The following is a 14,061-nucleotide window of genomic DNA, read 5'->3' as shown; positions in this document are numbered from 1 at the left end:
ACCCCCCCCCCCCCCCCTCTCCCTGCTGTGGGGGGGGGGGGGTTGGTTTTCTGGTACACCCCCCCCCCCCCCGCCCCCCGGGGGGGGGGCCCCCGGCGCCGCGGCGCCCCGACGCAGCTCGTCGTGGTCCAGGGCTCCCTGGCCGGGACCACCGTCGCGCTGCAGGGCCAGACCATCACCCTGGGCCGGGCGCACGACTCCACCATCGTGCTGGACGACGACTACGCGTCCTCCCGGCATGCCAGGATCTATCCCGACCAGACTGGGCAGTGGACGGTCGAGGATCTAGGCTCCACCAACGGCACCTATCTGGACCGGCAGCGCCTGACCGCGCCGACCCCGCTCCAGCCGGGCATGCCGATCCGTATCGGCAGGACCGTCATCGAACTGCGGAAGTAGTAGCGCATGAGGGACAGCATCCCGTCCATGACCCAGAGGGGGGCACAGGTCGCATGACCCTGGTGCTGCGCTTCGCCGCCGGCTCCCACAAGGGACTGATCCGGGAGGGGAACGAGGACTCCGGCTACGCCGGGCCGCGGCTGCTGGCCGTGGCCGACGGCATGGGCGGCGCCGCGGCCGGCGAGGTCGCGTCCTCCGAGGTGCTCGGCTCCATCGTCCGTCTGGACGAGGACGTGCCGGGCGCCGATCTGCTGACCCTGCTCGGTGACGCCGTCCAGGGCGCCAACGACCGGCTCCGGCAGATGGTCGAGGACGACCCCCAGCTGGAGGGCATGGGCTGCACGCTCACCGCCATGCTCTGGACGGGCCAGCGGATGGGCCTCGTGCACGTCGGCGACTCCCGTGCCTACCTGCTGCGCGACGGGTCGCTGGTGCAGATCACCCAGGACCACACCTGGGTGCAGCGCCTGGTCGACGAGGGCCGGATCACGCCCGAGGAGGCCGAGACCCACCCGCAGCGCTCGCTGCTGATGCGGGCCCTGGACGGCCGCGGCCAGGTCGAGCCCGACCTGTCGATCCGCGAGGTCCGGGCCGGCGACCGCTACCTGATCTGTTCCGACGGCCTCTCCGGCCCGGTCAGCCACCAGACGCTCGAAGCCACCCTCGGCAGCTACTACGCGCCCGAGCAAACCGTGCAGGAGCTGATCCAGCTCGCGCTGCGCGGCGGCGGCCCGGACAACATCACCTGCATCGTGGCGGACGTCATCGACGTCGGCGCCACGGACACCATGAGCGGCCAGTTCAACGACGTCCCGGTGGTGGTCGGCGCGGTCGCCGACGCCCCGCCGTCCTCGGCCGCCACCGACCGTTCCATCGCCGACACCCCGGCCGGCCGCGCCGCCGGCCTCGGCCGCGCGCCCCAGGGCGCCTTCGGCCCCGCCGAGGGCTACGACGGCGGCTACGACGCGTCGGGCGGCTTCGGCCCCGCCGAGGGCTACGAGGGCGAGTACGGCGGCTACAACGGCGCCGAGCCCTCGGTCTACGGCACCGAGGACTTCGACGAGGAGGAGCCGCCGAAGCGCAAGCGCAAGGGGCTCAAGGTCTCGCTGGCCGTCCTGGTCGCCCTCGGCGTGCTCGGCGGCGGCGGGTACTTCGGCTACCAGTGGACCCAGGGCCAGTACTACGTCGGCGCGGAGGACGGACACGTCGCCGTCTACCAGGGCATCAACCAGAACCTGGCCGGCCTGAGCCTCTCCTCGGTGCACACCGAGTACAAGGACATCGCGCTCAAGTACCTGCCGACGGACCAGCAGGCGCACGTCACCAAGACCATCTCGGTGAACAGCCTGAACGACGCCGACGCGACCATCAAGGAGCTCGACGGCTGGGCCAAGCTCTGCAAGAAGGTCAGCGACGCGAAGGCCGGCACCACCGGGCAGCCCGCGGGCACCCAGGCCACCCAGACGACGTACGCCGACCCCGCCGGGTTCGTGGCCGCGCCCGCGCCCACGCCGAGCGAGAAGCCGAGCGAGAAGAACCGCGCCCCCGCGGCCGCGGTGCCCACCCCGACGCCCACCTCCTCGGCCGCCCCGAGCGCTCCGGCCACCCCGCCGCCCGTCACCACCCCCGCACCGGCCCCCGGCGCGGCGGGCGACGTGCCCGGCCTGAGCGACGAGGACCGGCAGCGCGCCGAGTCCTGCCCGAAGCAGTGACCCCCGTGACCCGACATAGGCCCGCCCCCGGCCGGCCCGCCGGCCGGCAGGGAGCGGCCCACCAGTGAGCACCTACGACCTGAGCAGCGGCGCGGGCCGGCCCGGCCGGCGCCGGGGCAACACCACCATCACCCCGCAGGAAGCGCCCAACCGGCGCAACACCGAGCTGGCCCTGCTGGTCTTCGCCGTCCTGCTCCCGGTCCTCGCCTACGCCAACGTGGGCCTCGCCATGGACTCCGAGCTGCCCGGCGGCATGCTCGGCTACGGCCTCGGGATGGGCTCGCTCGCCCTCGTCGCACACCTGCTGGTCCGCCGCTTCGCGCCGTACGCGGACCCGCTGATGCTGCCGCTCGCCACCCTGCTGAACGGGCTCGGCGTGGTCATGATCTGGCGGCTCGACAAGGCGGGCAAGCTGCTCAGCGGCAACTTCAAGGCCGCCGAGAACCAGCTGATGTGGTCCGGCCTCGGCGTCGCGCTGTTCATCGGCGTCATGGTGTTCCTCAAGGACCACCGCGTGCTCCAGCGCTACACCTACATCTCGATGGTCGCGGCCCTCGTCCTGCTCGCCGCGCCGGCGTTCTTCCCGGCCCGCGCGGAGGACTTCGGCGCCAAGATCTGGATCCGGATGGGCGGCTTCTCCATCCAGCCCGGCGAGTTCGCCAAGATCATCCTCACCGTCTTCTTCGCCGGCTACCTGATGGTCAAGCGGGACGCCCTGGCCCTGGCCAGCCGCCGCTTCGCCGGCCTCTACCTGCCGCGCGGGCGCGACCTCGGACCGATCGTGGTGATCTGGCTGCTCAGCCTGCTGATCCTGATCTTCGAGAACGACCTCGGCACGTCCTTCCTGTTCTTCGGCCTGTTCGTGGTGATGCTCTACGTCGCCACCGAGCGCACCAGCTGGATCCTGTTCGGCCTGCTGATGTCGGTCGGCGGCGCGACCGCCGTCGCCATGACCGCCGGCCACGTGAAGACCCGGATCGACGCCTGGATCGACCCGATGGCCGCCTTCGCCCCGCACCCGCCGAAGGGCTCCACCGAGCAGATCGGCCAGTCGCTGATGGCGCTCGGCTCCGGCGGGGTGACCGGCTCCGGCCTCGGCCAGGGGCGGTCCTGGCTGATCAACTTCGCCGCCAAGAGCGACTTCATCCTGGGCTCCTTCGGCGAGGAGCTCGGCCTCGCCGGCCTGATGGCGATCTTCCTGCTCTACGCGCTGCTGGTGCAGCGCGGCCTGCGCACCGCGCTCGCCGCCCGCGACCCGTTCGGCAAGCTGTTCGCCGTCGGCCTCGCCTCCGCCATGGCGCTGCAGGTCTTCGTCGTCGCCGGCGGGGTCACCGGGCTGATCCCGCTGACCGGTATGACCATGCCGTTCCTCGCCCAGGGCGGTTCGTCAGTGGTCGCCAACTGGGCGCTCATCGCGATCCTGCTGAAGATCAGCGACAGCGCCCGCCGACCCGGGGTCGAACCCGCCCCCGCCACCGAGGGCCAGGGAGGACCCGCCAGATGAACAAGCCGATCCGCCGGGTCTCGATCTTCTGCCTCGTGCTGATCCTGGCCCTGATGCTGCGCACCAACTGGGTGCAGGGCGTCCAGGCCGACGCCTGGGCCAGCAACGCCAACAACAAGCGCCAGCAGTTCGACCGCTACGCCCACCCGCGCGGCAACATCGTCGTCGGCGGCCAGCCGGTCACGAAGTCCGACTTCGTCAACGGCCTGCGCTACAAGTACAAGCGCTCCTGGGTCGACGGCCCGATGTACGCCCCGGTCACCGGCTACTCCTCCCAGGTCTACGGCTCCAACGGGCTGGAGAACCTGGAGGACGGCGTCCTCTCCGGCACCGACGACCGGCTGTTCTTCCGCAACACCCTCGACATGCTGACCGGTGAGCAGAAGAAGGGCGGCGACGTCGTCACGACGATCAACGCCAAGGCCCAGAAGGCCGCCTGGGACGGACTCGGCAACAAGAAGGGCGCGGTCGTCGCGCTCGACCCGAAGACCGGCGCGATCCTCGCCCTGGTCTCCACCCCGTCCTACGACCCGGGCACCATCTCCGGCAGCGAGGACTCGGACTCCAAGTCCTGGACGGACCTCAACGCCGACCCGAACAAGCCGATGCTCAACCGGGCGCTGAAGGAGACCTATCCGCCCGGCTCGACCTTCAAGCTGGTCACCGCGACCGCCGCGTTCGAGAACGGCCTGTACCAGAACGTCGACGACGCGACGAGCACGCCGGACCCGTACACCCTGCCGGGCACCGCCACCGTTCTCAAGAACGAGAGCCCGAACGAGAAGTGCGAGAACGCCACCATCAAGTCCGGCCTGGACCAGTCCTGCAACACGGTCTTCGCCAAGATGGGCGCCGACCTCGGCAAGGACAAGATGCGGGCGCAGGCCGAGAAGTTCGGCTTCAACAGCACCGTCGACACCCCGGTCCGCTCCGAGAAGAGCATCTTCCCGAACAGCGCCAGCCTGGACGGCACCGCCCAGGACTCGATCGGCCAGCACGACACCCGCGCCACCCCGCTGCAGATGGCCATGGTCTCCGCGGCCATCGCCAACAACGGCAGCCTGATGACGCCGTACCTGGTCGACCAGGAGCGCTCGGCCTCGCTGACGACCATCTCCAAGCACACCGAGAAGCAGTTCTCCCAGGCCATGAGCCCGGCCACCGCGCAGAAGATGCAGGACCTGATGGTCTCGGTGGTCGAGAACGGCACCGGCACCAACGCCAAGATCCCCGGCATCCAGGTCGGCGGCAAGACCGGCACCGCCCAGCACGGCGAGGACAACGCGGGCCTGCCGTTCGCCTGGTTCACGTCCTGGGCCAAGGCCTCGGACGGCCAGTCGGTCGCGGTCGCGGTCGTGGTCGAGGACGGCTCCCAGAACCGCGACGGCATCAGCGGCGGCCGCCTCGCGGCCCCGATCGCCAAGGCGGTGATGCAGGCCGTGCTCGGCAAGTGACGGGCAGGGCCGCGGGTGAGTGGAATGTCACGATCGGCACCCCCGTTCGGATACCGGTCTGGTATCGGCCTACGGGTGACTCCGGTCCGACGTGGTACGACCGGTAGCGTATCCGCCAGCAGCGGGTGTGCCCGTTGCCGCCCGCGAGGCGGCGCACGACCCGGCCGGAGAACCGGTCGCGGGCCGCGCGGCGTCACCCAGAGCGTGCGGGGACACCTACGTCACAACCTCACCGGCGGGTGAGGGAGAGGGTCGGAACTATGGAAGAGCCTCGTCGCCTCGGCGGCAGGTACGAGCTCGGCGGCGTCCTCGGACGCGGCGGCATGGCCGAGGTGTACCTCGGCCATGACACCCGGCTCGGCCGTTCCGTCGCAGTGAAGACGCTCCGGGCCGACATGGCCCGGGATCCGTCGTTCCAGGCCCGCTTCCGCCGCGAGGCGCAGTCGGCGGCGTCCCTGAACCACCCCGCGATCGTCGCCGTGTACGACACCGGCGAGGACTACATCGACGGCATCTCCATCCCGTACATCGTGATGGAGTACGTCGAGGGGTCCACGCTGCGCGAGCTGCTGCACTCCGGGCGCCGGCTGCTGCCGGAGCGCGCGCTGGAGATGACCATCGGCATCCTGCAGGCGCTGGAGTACTCGCACCGGGCGGGCATCGTCCACCGCGACATCAAGCCCGCCAACGTGATGCTGACCCGGCAGGGCAACGTCAAGGTCATGGACTTCGGCATCGCCCGCGCGATGGGCGACGCCGGGATGACCATGACGCAGACCTCGGCCGTCATCGGCACCGCCCAGTACCTCTCCCCCGAGCAGGCCAAGGGCGAGCAGGTCGACGCCCGGTCCGACCTCTACTCCACCGGCTGCCTGCTGTACGAGCTGCTGACCGTCCGCCCGCCGTTCGTCGGCGACTCCCCGGTGGCCGTGGCCTACCAGCACGTCCGGGAGGAGCCGCAGCCGCCGTCGGTCTTCGACCCCGAGGTGCGCCCCGAGGTCGACGCGATCGTGCTGAAGGCCCTCGCCAAGGAGCGCGACTACCGCTACCAGAGCGCCGACGAGATGCGCGACGACATCGAGCGCTTCCTCGACGGCCTCCCGGTCGCCGCCGCCCAGCAGGCGGCCGCCTACGGCATGGGCGCCGCCGGGTACGGCTACGACCAGAACGGCTACCCGCAGCACGACCCGTACGGCCAGACCAACGTGCTGCCGCAGCAGCCCGGCGGTCCGACCACCGTCCTGCCGCAGGTCGGCCAGCCCGGCTACGGGCAGCAGGGCGGCTACCCGGACGACGGCTACGGCCAGACCTACGCCGGCGCCCCGGCGGGCGGCGGCCACGACGACGGCTACGGCTCCGAGGGCGGCCGGCGCGGGGACCGGCCGAAGAAGAGCAACACCTCCTGGATCGTGCTGGCGGTCGCCGCCGTACTGGTCCTGGTCGGCACCTTCTTCGTCGCCCAGGCGATGTTCAACGGCGGTGGCGGCAGCAAGGAGCCCGCGAAGCTCGCCGCGCCGAGCCTGGTCGGCAAGAGCCTGGCCGACGCGAAGACGGCGGCCGCGCAGGCCGGTCCCAAGCTCGTGGTGACCGAGGGCGACAAGATCGCCTGCCCGGACGCCAACGTGAAGAAGGACCAGGTCTGCACCCAGAACCCGGCGGCCGGCACCCAGGTCGCGGAGAACGGCACGATCACCGTGCAGGTCTCCTCCGGCCCGGCCAAGGCGAACGTCCCGCCGGTGACCGGCAAGACCAAGGACCAGGCGACGCAGGCCCTCAGCGCGGCCGGCTTCACCAACGTCACCACCGAGTACAAGGACGACGACACCGCCCCGCAGGACACCGTCACCGCCCAGGACCCGGCCGCCAACAGCCCGGCCGACCCGAGCGCGCCGATCAAGCTGACGATCTCGCAGGGCAAGAGCAAGATCGCCGTTCCGTCCGTGCTCGGCATGCAGAAGGACGCCGCGGCGGCCCAGCTGCAGGGCGCGGGCTTCCAGGTCGACATGTCGAAGACGGTGGCGACGACCGACCCGACCAAGGTCGACACGGTCGCGTCGCAGACGCCCGCGGCCAACACCAAGGCCCCGGCCAACACGAAGATCCAGCTGGTCGTCTTCAAGGCGCCGGACAAGGCCCAGGTCCCGCCGCTGCAGAACGTCAAGCTGTCGGACGCCGTCAGCCAGCTCCAGAAGCTCGGCCTCGGCTACGCCGTGACCGGCCCGTCGGACCCGAACGCCGTGGTCATCATGACCAACCCGCCGGCCGGCACCATGCTGGACCCGAACACCCAGGTCAACCTGGTCACGAGGCCGGCCGATCCGCCCAAAGGGGGGGACCCCGGCCCCTCACCCTCCAACCCCAAAGGGGGGAACAACCCCTAAGCCCTTCTTCCCCTTCTTCTGAGGGGTCCTGAGGCTTGGTGGGGGTTGTCACGACAGCACCGAGGGCCCGTCGCAGCGACTGCGGCGGGCCCTCGGGCGTTCTCCGGCGGGCAGGAGCGGCTCAGGAGTGCCGCAGCTCGGGCGGCGGGGTCCGCCCGGCGTCCACGGGATCCACCCGGACCAGGCTCCCCCACACCGCCATCCGGTAGCGCGAGGTGTAGACCGGCGTGCAGGTGGTCAGCGTGATGTACCGGCCCGGGGCGGTGTAGCCGGAGCCGGTCGGGACGGGCGCGACGATGCCGGTGTCGTACTTGGACGTCTCCGGCAGGGTGTTGTCGACCTTGTAGACGTACCACTTGTCCTTGGTCTCGACGACGATCGCGTCGCCCCTGCGGACGGCGTCCAGGTCGTGGAACTTGGCGCCGTGGCCGTCCCGGTGCGCGGCCAGCGCGAAGTTGCCGGTCGCGTCCCAGGGCATCGCGGCGCGGTACGGCTGCTCGTACACCCCGGCGACGCCCTCGGCCAGGGTGTCGGTGTCGGCGCCCATCCGGATCAGCACCTGGTAGTCCTTGCCCATCGCCGGGACGTGCAGGAAGCCGACCCCGTCCCCGGCCGCGTAGGCGGGCGCGGCGGCCGTCGCTCCGGGCGTCGGCGAGGGCGTGCCGGTGGGGCCCGCGGCCCAGGCGCTGCGCAGCTTGTCGGAGGCCTCGGACGCCGAGCGGTCCGCCTCGACGTTGGTCCACCAGAGCGAGTAGGCGACGAACAGGCCGAGCACCAGGCCCAGGGTGATCAGTAGCTCGCCGAGGACCCCGAGGACGGCCGGCGCCCGGCCCCTCCCGCGCCGCGCCGGCTCCGGTCCGGGCGCACCGCCCGGACCGGGTTGCGGGAAGGCCTCCACGGCCGTCTCGTCCTGCGTCACCGGTGCTCCCCCTCCGTCGCCTGCGGCCGGGTGGCTACCCGCCCGCGATCGCGGCCGGCTTGCCCTGGCTGCGCGGCCGTTCCTCGGTCATCTTGCCAAACAGGATGAGGCGGAACTTGGAGGTGAACTCCGGGGTGCAGGTGGTGAGGGTGATGTACCGGCCGGGGCCGGTGTAGCCGGAACCGTTCGGGACGGCCTTGATCACGCTGACGTTGCTGGGGGAGGTCTCCGGGATGCCGCCGGTGATCTCGTACGTGTAGTACGCGGTGGCGGTCTCCACCACGACCTGGTCGCCCTTGCCGAGCTTGTTGATGTACCGGAACGGCTCGCCGTGGGTGTTGCGGTGCGCGGCGAGCGCGAAGTTGCCGGCCTTGTCGGCCGGCATGCCGGTGCCGGTGTAGTGGCCGACCAGGCCGTTGTCGAGCACCGCCGACTTGGAGGTGCCCTCGGCGATCGGGAACTTCAGCCCGAGCTTGGGCAGGTAGATGATCGCGAAGCCCTTGCCGGGCTCGAACGTCTCGGGTTTCGCCGGATCCGGTGCCGGCTGTCCCGGCTGGCCGGGCTGGGCGGCGTCGAACTGCTTCTCCAGCTGGCTACGGGCGCCGTCGGCGGCCGCGTCGGCCTGCACGTTGGTCCACCACAACTGGTAGGAGACGAAGAGCAGCATGACGACGCCGAGCGTGATGCACAGCTCGCCGACCAGGCGCGCCGCGATCACGACCGGGGACTCCTTGGGCCGCGCCCGCGGCCCCGCGCCCTTGCCGGAGGCCCGGCGCCGCCCGCCGCCCGGGCGCACCGAGGTGCGCCCCTGGGCGGCCCGCCGGCGCTCGGCCCGGCCGCCGGTGGGCGGGGCCGCCTCGGCGGCGGCCGGGCCCTCCCCTGCGGGCAGCCGGAGCTGCACGGTCTGGTCGGGCAGCCAGGGGTACTCGGGCGCGTCGGCGGCCTGCTCGGCCTGCTCGTAGACGCCCCAGCCGTCCTCCGCGCCCGCCTGCCCGGGCGGGGCGGGCTGGACCGGCTGGGACTGGTGGGCGCCCTGGTACTGGCCGCCGTACTGCCCGTAGCCGTACTGGCCGTCGACCTGCCGGCCTCCGCCGTACTCGGCCTGGCCGTACTGGTCCGCGGGCTGCCGCCCGTCCCCGTACGGTCCCGCCTCCGGCTGGTAACGCCCCTCGGGACGCAGTGCGGTCACGCCGCTCAGCCCCGGCCGATCACCGGGGCGAGCCCGGCCGACCGGTCCACGGCCTGCGGGTGGCCGCACTCCGCCAGCCAGTTCGCGAGCATCCGATGCCCGCCCTCGGTGAGCACCGACTCGGGGTGGAACTGCACGCCCTCGACCAGCAGTTCGCGGTGCCGCAGGCCCATGATCACGCCGCTCTCGGTGCGGGCGGTGACCACCAGGTCCTCCGGCACCGTCGCCGGGTCGACCGCCAGCGAGTGGTACCGGGTGGCGGTGAGCGGCGAGGGCAGGCCCTCGAACACCCCGCCGTCCTCGTGCTCGACCAGTGAGGTCTTGCCGTGCAGCAGCTCCGGCGCCCGGCCGACCACCGCGCCGTACGCGACGGCGATCGACTGCAGGCCCAGGCAGACGCCGAAGACGGGCAGTCCGATCCGCGCGCAGTGGTGGACCATCTCGATGCAGACCCCGGCCTCCTCCGGCGCGCCGGGGCCGGGGGAGAGCAGCACCCCGTCGAAGCCCTCGTCGCCGCTGCCGCGGCGGACGGCGTGCTCGACGGTCACCTCGTCGTTGCGCACCACCTCGCAGGTGGCGCCGAGCTGGTACAGGTACTGGACCAGGTTGAAGACGAAGCTGTCGTAGTTGTCGACGACCAGGATCCGGGGCTGGGTCCGCTGGGTGGTCATTCGCGCGCTATCTCCGTGGCTCGCGGGGACTGGAGGGAAAGAGCGGGGCCGGCCGGCTCAGCCGGCCGCGGCACCGTCACCGCCGTCCACTGTGACGTCACCGAAGGGGAGTAGCGGTTCCGCCCACGGAAAGACGTAAGTGAACAGGAGGTAGACCACCCCGAGGATGAGGAGCAGCGAGATGACGGCCTTGACCAGGGTGTTCCCCGGGAGGTGACGCCAGATCCAGCCGTACATGGTGCTCCCTCGACGTAGCAGACTGGGGTCAAGAGTAGACCCGCATTCCACGGCGTCCAGGCAGGTCCGCTACTGCTGGCCGCCCGCCGAACGGAGGTCGGTGGTGCCCGAGTAGCCGGGCAGGGCGAGGTCGCCGCTCTCCTGGACCTTCCAGCCGAGTCCGTACGCCTGGACGTAGCGCAGGTAGTTGCGGATCGTCGGGTCCCCGTCCACGGCCGCGCGCAGGTCGTCGGTCTTCCCCACGGCCTTGACGACGTAGGGCGGCGAGTAGACCCGGCCCTGGAGCAGCAGGGTGTTGCCGACGCAGCGGACGGCACTGGTGGAGATCAGCCGCTGGTCCATGACCTGCACGCCCTCGGCGCCGCCCCGCCACAGCGCGTTGACCACGGCCTGGATGTCCTGCTGGTGGATGACCAGGTCGTTGACGCCCGGCTCGGGGACGCCGGGGATGCGGGCGGTGGCGTTCGGCGGGGCGTCGTTGAGGGTGACGGTCAGGCCGCCGCCCTGGAGCGGCTCCAGCGCGGCGCCGAGCCGGAGGCCGTCCAGCCGGGCGGTGTCGGCCGGGTTCTGGCTCCGCTGCTCGGTGAGCGCCTGGGCGCGGGCCTGGAGGTCGGCGAGCTGGGCCTGCGCCTGCTGGTTCTGGGCGCTGCGCTGGCGTATCACGTCGCCGAGGCTGAGGAGCGAGTTGTCGGTCCGCAGGTCGGTCCCGCGGGCGGTCTGTGCGCTGATGTAGAAAAGCAGACCGGCGAGCGCGAAGACGGCGCAGGTCAGGGCACGGCCGACAATTCGGATGCCGGATCGACGGGTACGGGTCGGCCGAGGGGGAATCGACAAATTAGGCACCGTACCCTTATCTCCTTAAGACCCGCCGAGCCACTACGCTAACGGACGCCGGTGGCACGTGCGGGAGCCGTCCCCAGCGTTCTCCACGAGTGACGCCGGCCGACCCGCCCCCGCTGCACCCCTGCGCGGTCTCACAGCGCATCGACAGGAGAGCTCCTCGTGCCGAAGTCTCGACTCCGCAAGAAGTCCGACTACACCCCGCCGACGACGGCCGTGGTGAAGATCAGTTCGGGCCGCAGTTGGGTCGCGCCCCTGATGCTGGCACTGTTCCTGATCGGGCTGGTGTGGATCGTCACCTACTACGTGACGAGCGGGAACTACCCGGTCGAGAGCTGGCGGAACTGGAACATCCTGGTCGGCTTCGGCTTCATCGCGGCGGGCTTCGGCGTCTCCACCCAGTGGAAGTGACGGCCGGGGCCCACGCCCTGGCCGGATCACGCCGCCGATCGGCCCTTCCGACCCCCTGACACGGCCCCTCCGCCGTCCCGGACAGCTCGACCCGGGACGGCGTCGAGGCGTGCCCGGAGCCGGGCGACCGGCCGGGCAGCTATCCCCACAATCACACTGTCGCCTTTATCCACATGGTTATCCACACTGGGGAAAAGTGTCCCCAGCCTGTGGATAACTTGGGCGCCAAGTGCTGTCCACAGCTGTGGACAGCACTTCGTGAGAGCGCGAACCGCACAGGCGGACACGCGTAGAACAGCTGTCCACACCCGGCGCACCACACGGGCTGTGCACAACCCCGCACCCGTTGTGGACAACGACCCGCGGCGTCAGGCGCCGTAGCGGGCCATCCCGATCAGCACCATCGCCAGGACGACGGCCAGCGCGCCCGCCATCGTCAGCGCCTGGACCGGCCCGCGGCGCTCGCGCGGGGCGAACATCAGGCCAACCGCGGTCAGCGCCCCCACCACCAGGCCGCCCACGTGCGCGCGCCAGTCGATCCCCGACATCGAGAAGGTGAGGATCAGGTTGAAGACCAGCAGGGCCATCACCGGGCCGATCGGACTGCGGGTCCTGATCTGCAGCACGAGCGTCGCCCCGAAGAGGCCGTAGATCGCCCCGGAGGCCCCGACCGAGTTCATCAGGTTGCCGGCCACGAGGAACGCGAAGGCGCTGCCGGCCAGGCCCGAGAGCAGGTAGAGGCCGAGGAAGCGCGCCCGGCCGAGCACCGCCTCCAGCACCGGTCCGGTCCACCAGAGCGCCAGCATGTTGAAGCCGATGTGCCAGACCTGGACGTGCAGGAAGGTCGCCGTCAGCAGCCGGTACCACTGGCCGGGGCCGTCGGCGACGCCCCCGGGACCGCCCGGGATCGCCCGCCCGGCGCTGAACAGCGACCAGTCCTGGACCAGCCACGGCGAGAAGACGTAGGCGGCGAGCACGAAGACCGCGACGTTGATCCCGATCAGGACCTTGGTGACGAGCGCGCCGTCGGCCGTCAGCGCCCCGCCGTAGCGGGTGGTCGGCCGCCGCACCTGGGCGTGCGCGCCGCTGACGCACTCCGGGCACTGGAAGCCCACCGAGGCGGGCACCATGCACGACGGGCAGACCGGGCGCCCGCAGCGGGTGCACGAGATGCCGGTGGGCGTCTGCGGATGGCGGTAGCACCCGGGCGGAACGGCCTCGGGAGTGGACGCCTGGACCCCATCGGCCGGCGGCCTCGGCTCGTCCGGGAGCATCAGCGGTTTCCCCTTCCCGTACAGGACCACCGGAGCCGCCAGCCTACTGCGGCCGCCCCGGCGGCGGACGTCGTCCCCACTCTCGATCCTGCCCCGCCGGTCCCCCTCCCCAAGCACCCGCGACACCCGCAGACGGCCCACCCCGGGGTGCCGTCGGACAAATCAGGATGCATGATCAGCATTCAGGTGGATATGTGCATATAGGACGCCACCCAGGAGGAGAGAACCCGTGACCCGTTTGGACTCAGCTCGTGAGACGGCCGCCAGGACCCGGGACACCGCCGCGCACCTCGCGGACGGCGCCAAGCAGCGCCTGGGCCCCGCCCTCGACGCGCTCGGGCCGAAGGCCTCCCAGGCCGCCCAGAGCCTCCGCGTCCAGTACGACCGGCACCTCGCCCCCCAGTTCGGCCACGCCTTCGCCAACCTCCCGCCGGACGCCCAGGAGAACGCCCTGAAGGCCTTCCACCGGGCCCAGGAGGCCGCACTGGCCGCCCGCCTCTCCGCCGCCCGCGCCGCGGACCAGGCGCGCTCCACGGTCGCCCCCAGGGTCGTCCAGGCGGTCGGGGACGCCCGCGCCGCGGTCGTCCCGGTCGCGCAGGAGGCCCAGGCCCGGGGCGCCGCCGCGCTCACCGCCCTCCAGGGCCACGTCAGCTCCGCCGAGATCAGCGACCTCGCCGCCCGCAACGCCAGGAAGGAACAGCACAACGGCTGGGCCGCCGGCCTCGCCGTGGCGGGCGCGGTGGCGATCGGCGGCGGGGTCCTCGCCTGGCAGTGGTGGCGCCGGCACAGCAACCCGGAGTGGCTGGTCGAGCCCCCGGCGCCGCAGGCCGCGCAGCCGGCCGGCGCCCACGCGACCGGCTCCTCCGCCGCACCGGTCAACGGCACGGGCCCCGAGGGGGCGGCCGACGAGCCCGCTCCCCCGGCCGACGACCGCCCCAAGCCGCACGACCCGCGCAAGCCGCACTGACGCCGGAACGGGGGGGGGGGGGGGGGGGGGGCGGGGGGGGCGGCGGCCCAGCCGGGCCGCGGCCGCAGCGCCTGGGCCTGAGAGGGAGGAGAGGTCACACCGA

Annotated in this window: 13 protein-coding genes; 7 read left to right on the top strand and 6 right to left on the bottom strand. The window is 72.0% G+C overall.

Going from position 1 to position 14,061, the window contains the following annotated elements; all coding sequences use genetic code 11:
- The 5 genes from ACFV4F_RS34135 to pknB all read left to right on the top strand — a co-directional run.
- The coding region (locus ACFV4F_RS34135) for an FHA domain-containing protein (RefSeq protein ID WP_380508461.1) at positions 1-399 on the top strand (399 nt) is incomplete at its 5' end.
- 53 nt (positions 400-452) lie between these two features.
- A complete protein-coding gene (locus tag ACFV4F_RS34130) occupies positions 453-2,111 on the top strand; it encodes a PP2C family protein-serine/threonine phosphatase (RefSeq protein ID WP_380508458.1) in 1,659 nt (552 codons plus the stop codon).
- Between the two features lie 127 nt (positions 2,112-2,238).
- A complete protein-coding gene (locus ACFV4F_RS34125; RefSeq protein WP_380448659.1) occupies positions 2,239-3,615 on the top strand; it encodes an FtsW/RodA/SpoVE family cell cycle protein in 1,377 nt (458 codons plus the stop codon).
- Positions 3,612-5,069, top strand: a complete 1,458-nt coding sequence (locus ACFV4F_RS34120; protein ID WP_380508455.1) for a peptidoglycan D,D-transpeptidase FtsI family protein — start codon at positions 3,612-3,614, stop codon at positions 5,067-5,069. The genes ACFV4F_RS34125 and ACFV4F_RS34120 overlap by 4 nt, the downstream gene beginning before the upstream one ends.
- A gap of 260 nt (positions 5,070-5,329) precedes the next feature.
- The gene (gene pknB / locus ACFV4F_RS34115) at positions 5,330-7,450 is read left to right on the top strand and encodes a Stk1 family PASTA domain-containing Ser/Thr kinase (RefSeq protein WP_380448649.1); all 2,121 of its coding nucleotides are present in this window, start codon (positions 5,330-5,332) and stop codon (positions 7,448-7,450) included.
- Between the two features lie 121 nt (positions 7,451-7,571).
- On the opposite strand, the gene ACFV4F_RS34110 is transcribed toward pknB, so the two are convergent.
- The 5 genes from ACFV4F_RS34110 to ACFV4F_RS34090 all read right to left on the bottom strand — a co-directional run bounded on the left by ACFV4F_RS34110 (position 7,572) and on the right by ACFV4F_RS34090 (position 11,300).
- Positions 7,572-8,369: a class E sortase gene (locus tag ACFV4F_RS34110; protein WP_380508452.1), complete on the bottom strand. Its 798-nt coding sequence runs from the start codon at positions 8,367-8,369 to the stop codon at positions 7,572-7,574.
- 34 nt (positions 8,370-8,403) lie between these two features.
- Complete coding sequence (locus ACFV4F_RS34105; RefSeq protein WP_380508449.1) at positions 8,404-9,558, bottom strand: class E sortase; 1,155 nt, start codon at positions 9,556-9,558, stop codon at positions 8,404-8,406.
- Positions 9,559-9,563: 5 nt separating this feature from the next.
- On the bottom strand, positions 9,564-10,229 hold the full coding sequence (locus ACFV4F_RS34100; protein ID WP_380440812.1) for an aminodeoxychorismate/anthranilate synthase component II: 666 nt from the start codon (positions 10,227-10,229) through the stop codon (positions 9,564-9,566).
- A 57-nt stretch (positions 10,230-10,286) separates the two neighbouring features.
- Positions 10,287-10,466 (bottom strand): hypothetical protein, encoded by a 180-nt coding sequence (locus ACFV4F_RS34095; RefSeq protein ID WP_363647589.1) that lies wholly within the window; start codon positions 10,464-10,466, stop codon positions 10,287-10,289.
- A 69-nt stretch (positions 10,467-10,535) separates the two neighbouring features.
- Positions 10,536-11,300 carry a DUF881 domain-containing protein gene (locus ACFV4F_RS34090; protein ID WP_380440810.1) on the bottom strand — a complete coding sequence of 255 codons (765 nt, stop codon included), beginning with the start codon at positions 11,298-11,300 and terminating at the stop codon, positions 10,536-10,538.
- A gap of 168 nt (positions 11,301-11,468) precedes the next feature.
- Between ACFV4F_RS34090 and crgA the strand changes: the two genes are divergently transcribed.
- Positions 11,469-11,717, top strand: coding sequence for a cell division protein CrgA (gene crgA / locus ACFV4F_RS34085; protein WP_380440808.1), 249 nt, complete (start codon positions 11,469-11,471; stop codon positions 11,715-11,717).
- A gap of 368 nt (positions 11,718-12,085) precedes the next feature.
- On the opposite strand, the gene ACFV4F_RS34080 is transcribed toward crgA, so the two are convergent.
- A complete protein-coding gene (locus ACFV4F_RS34080) occupies positions 12,086-12,991 on the bottom strand; it encodes a rhomboid family intramembrane serine protease (protein ID WP_380508446.1) in 906 nt (301 codons plus the stop codon).
- Between the two features lie 229 nt (positions 12,992-13,220).
- Between ACFV4F_RS34080 and ACFV4F_RS34075 the strand changes: the two genes are divergently transcribed.
- Positions 13,221-13,958 (top strand): DUF5324 family protein, encoded by a 738-nt coding sequence (locus ACFV4F_RS34075; RefSeq protein ID WP_380440804.1) that lies wholly within the window; start codon positions 13,221-13,223, stop codon positions 13,956-13,958.
- Positions 13,959-14,061 lie beyond the last annotated feature (103 nt).

It is taken from the genome of Kitasatospora sp. NPDC059722, from assembly GCF_042733235.1.
Taxonomy (GTDB): Bacteria; Actinomycetota; Actinomycetes; order Streptomycetales; family Streptomycetaceae; genus Kitasatospora.
Note: the sequence above shows the minus strand (reverse complement) of the source record. Positions and strands in the feature narration are given on the sequence as shown.

Bases quoted from the DNA above. Each gene is read 5' to 3' on its own strand.
- pknB (WP_380448649.1), top strand. From the start codon at position 5,330: ATGGAAGAGCCTCGTCGCCTCGGCGGCAGGTACGAGCTCGGCGGCGTC.
- ACFV4F_RS34080 (WP_380508446.1), bottom strand. From the start codon at position 12,991: ATGCTCCCGGACGAGCCGAGGCCGCCGGCCGATGGGGTCCAGGCGTCC.
- ACFV4F_RS34095 (WP_363647589.1), bottom strand. From the start codon at position 10,466: ATGTACGGCTGGATCTGGCGTCACCTCCCGGGGAACACCCTGGTCAAG.
- ACFV4F_RS34120 (WP_380508455.1), top strand. From the start codon at position 3,612: ATGAACAAGCCGATCCGCCGGGTCTCGATCTTCTGCCTCGTGCTGATC.
- ACFV4F_RS34130 (WP_380508458.1), top strand. From the start codon at position 453: ATGACCCTGGTGCTGCGCTTCGCCGCCGGCTCCCACAAGGGACTGATC.
- ACFV4F_RS34100 (WP_380440812.1), bottom strand. From the start codon at position 10,229: ATGACCACCCAGCGGACCCAGCCCCGGATCCTGGTCGTCGACAACTAC.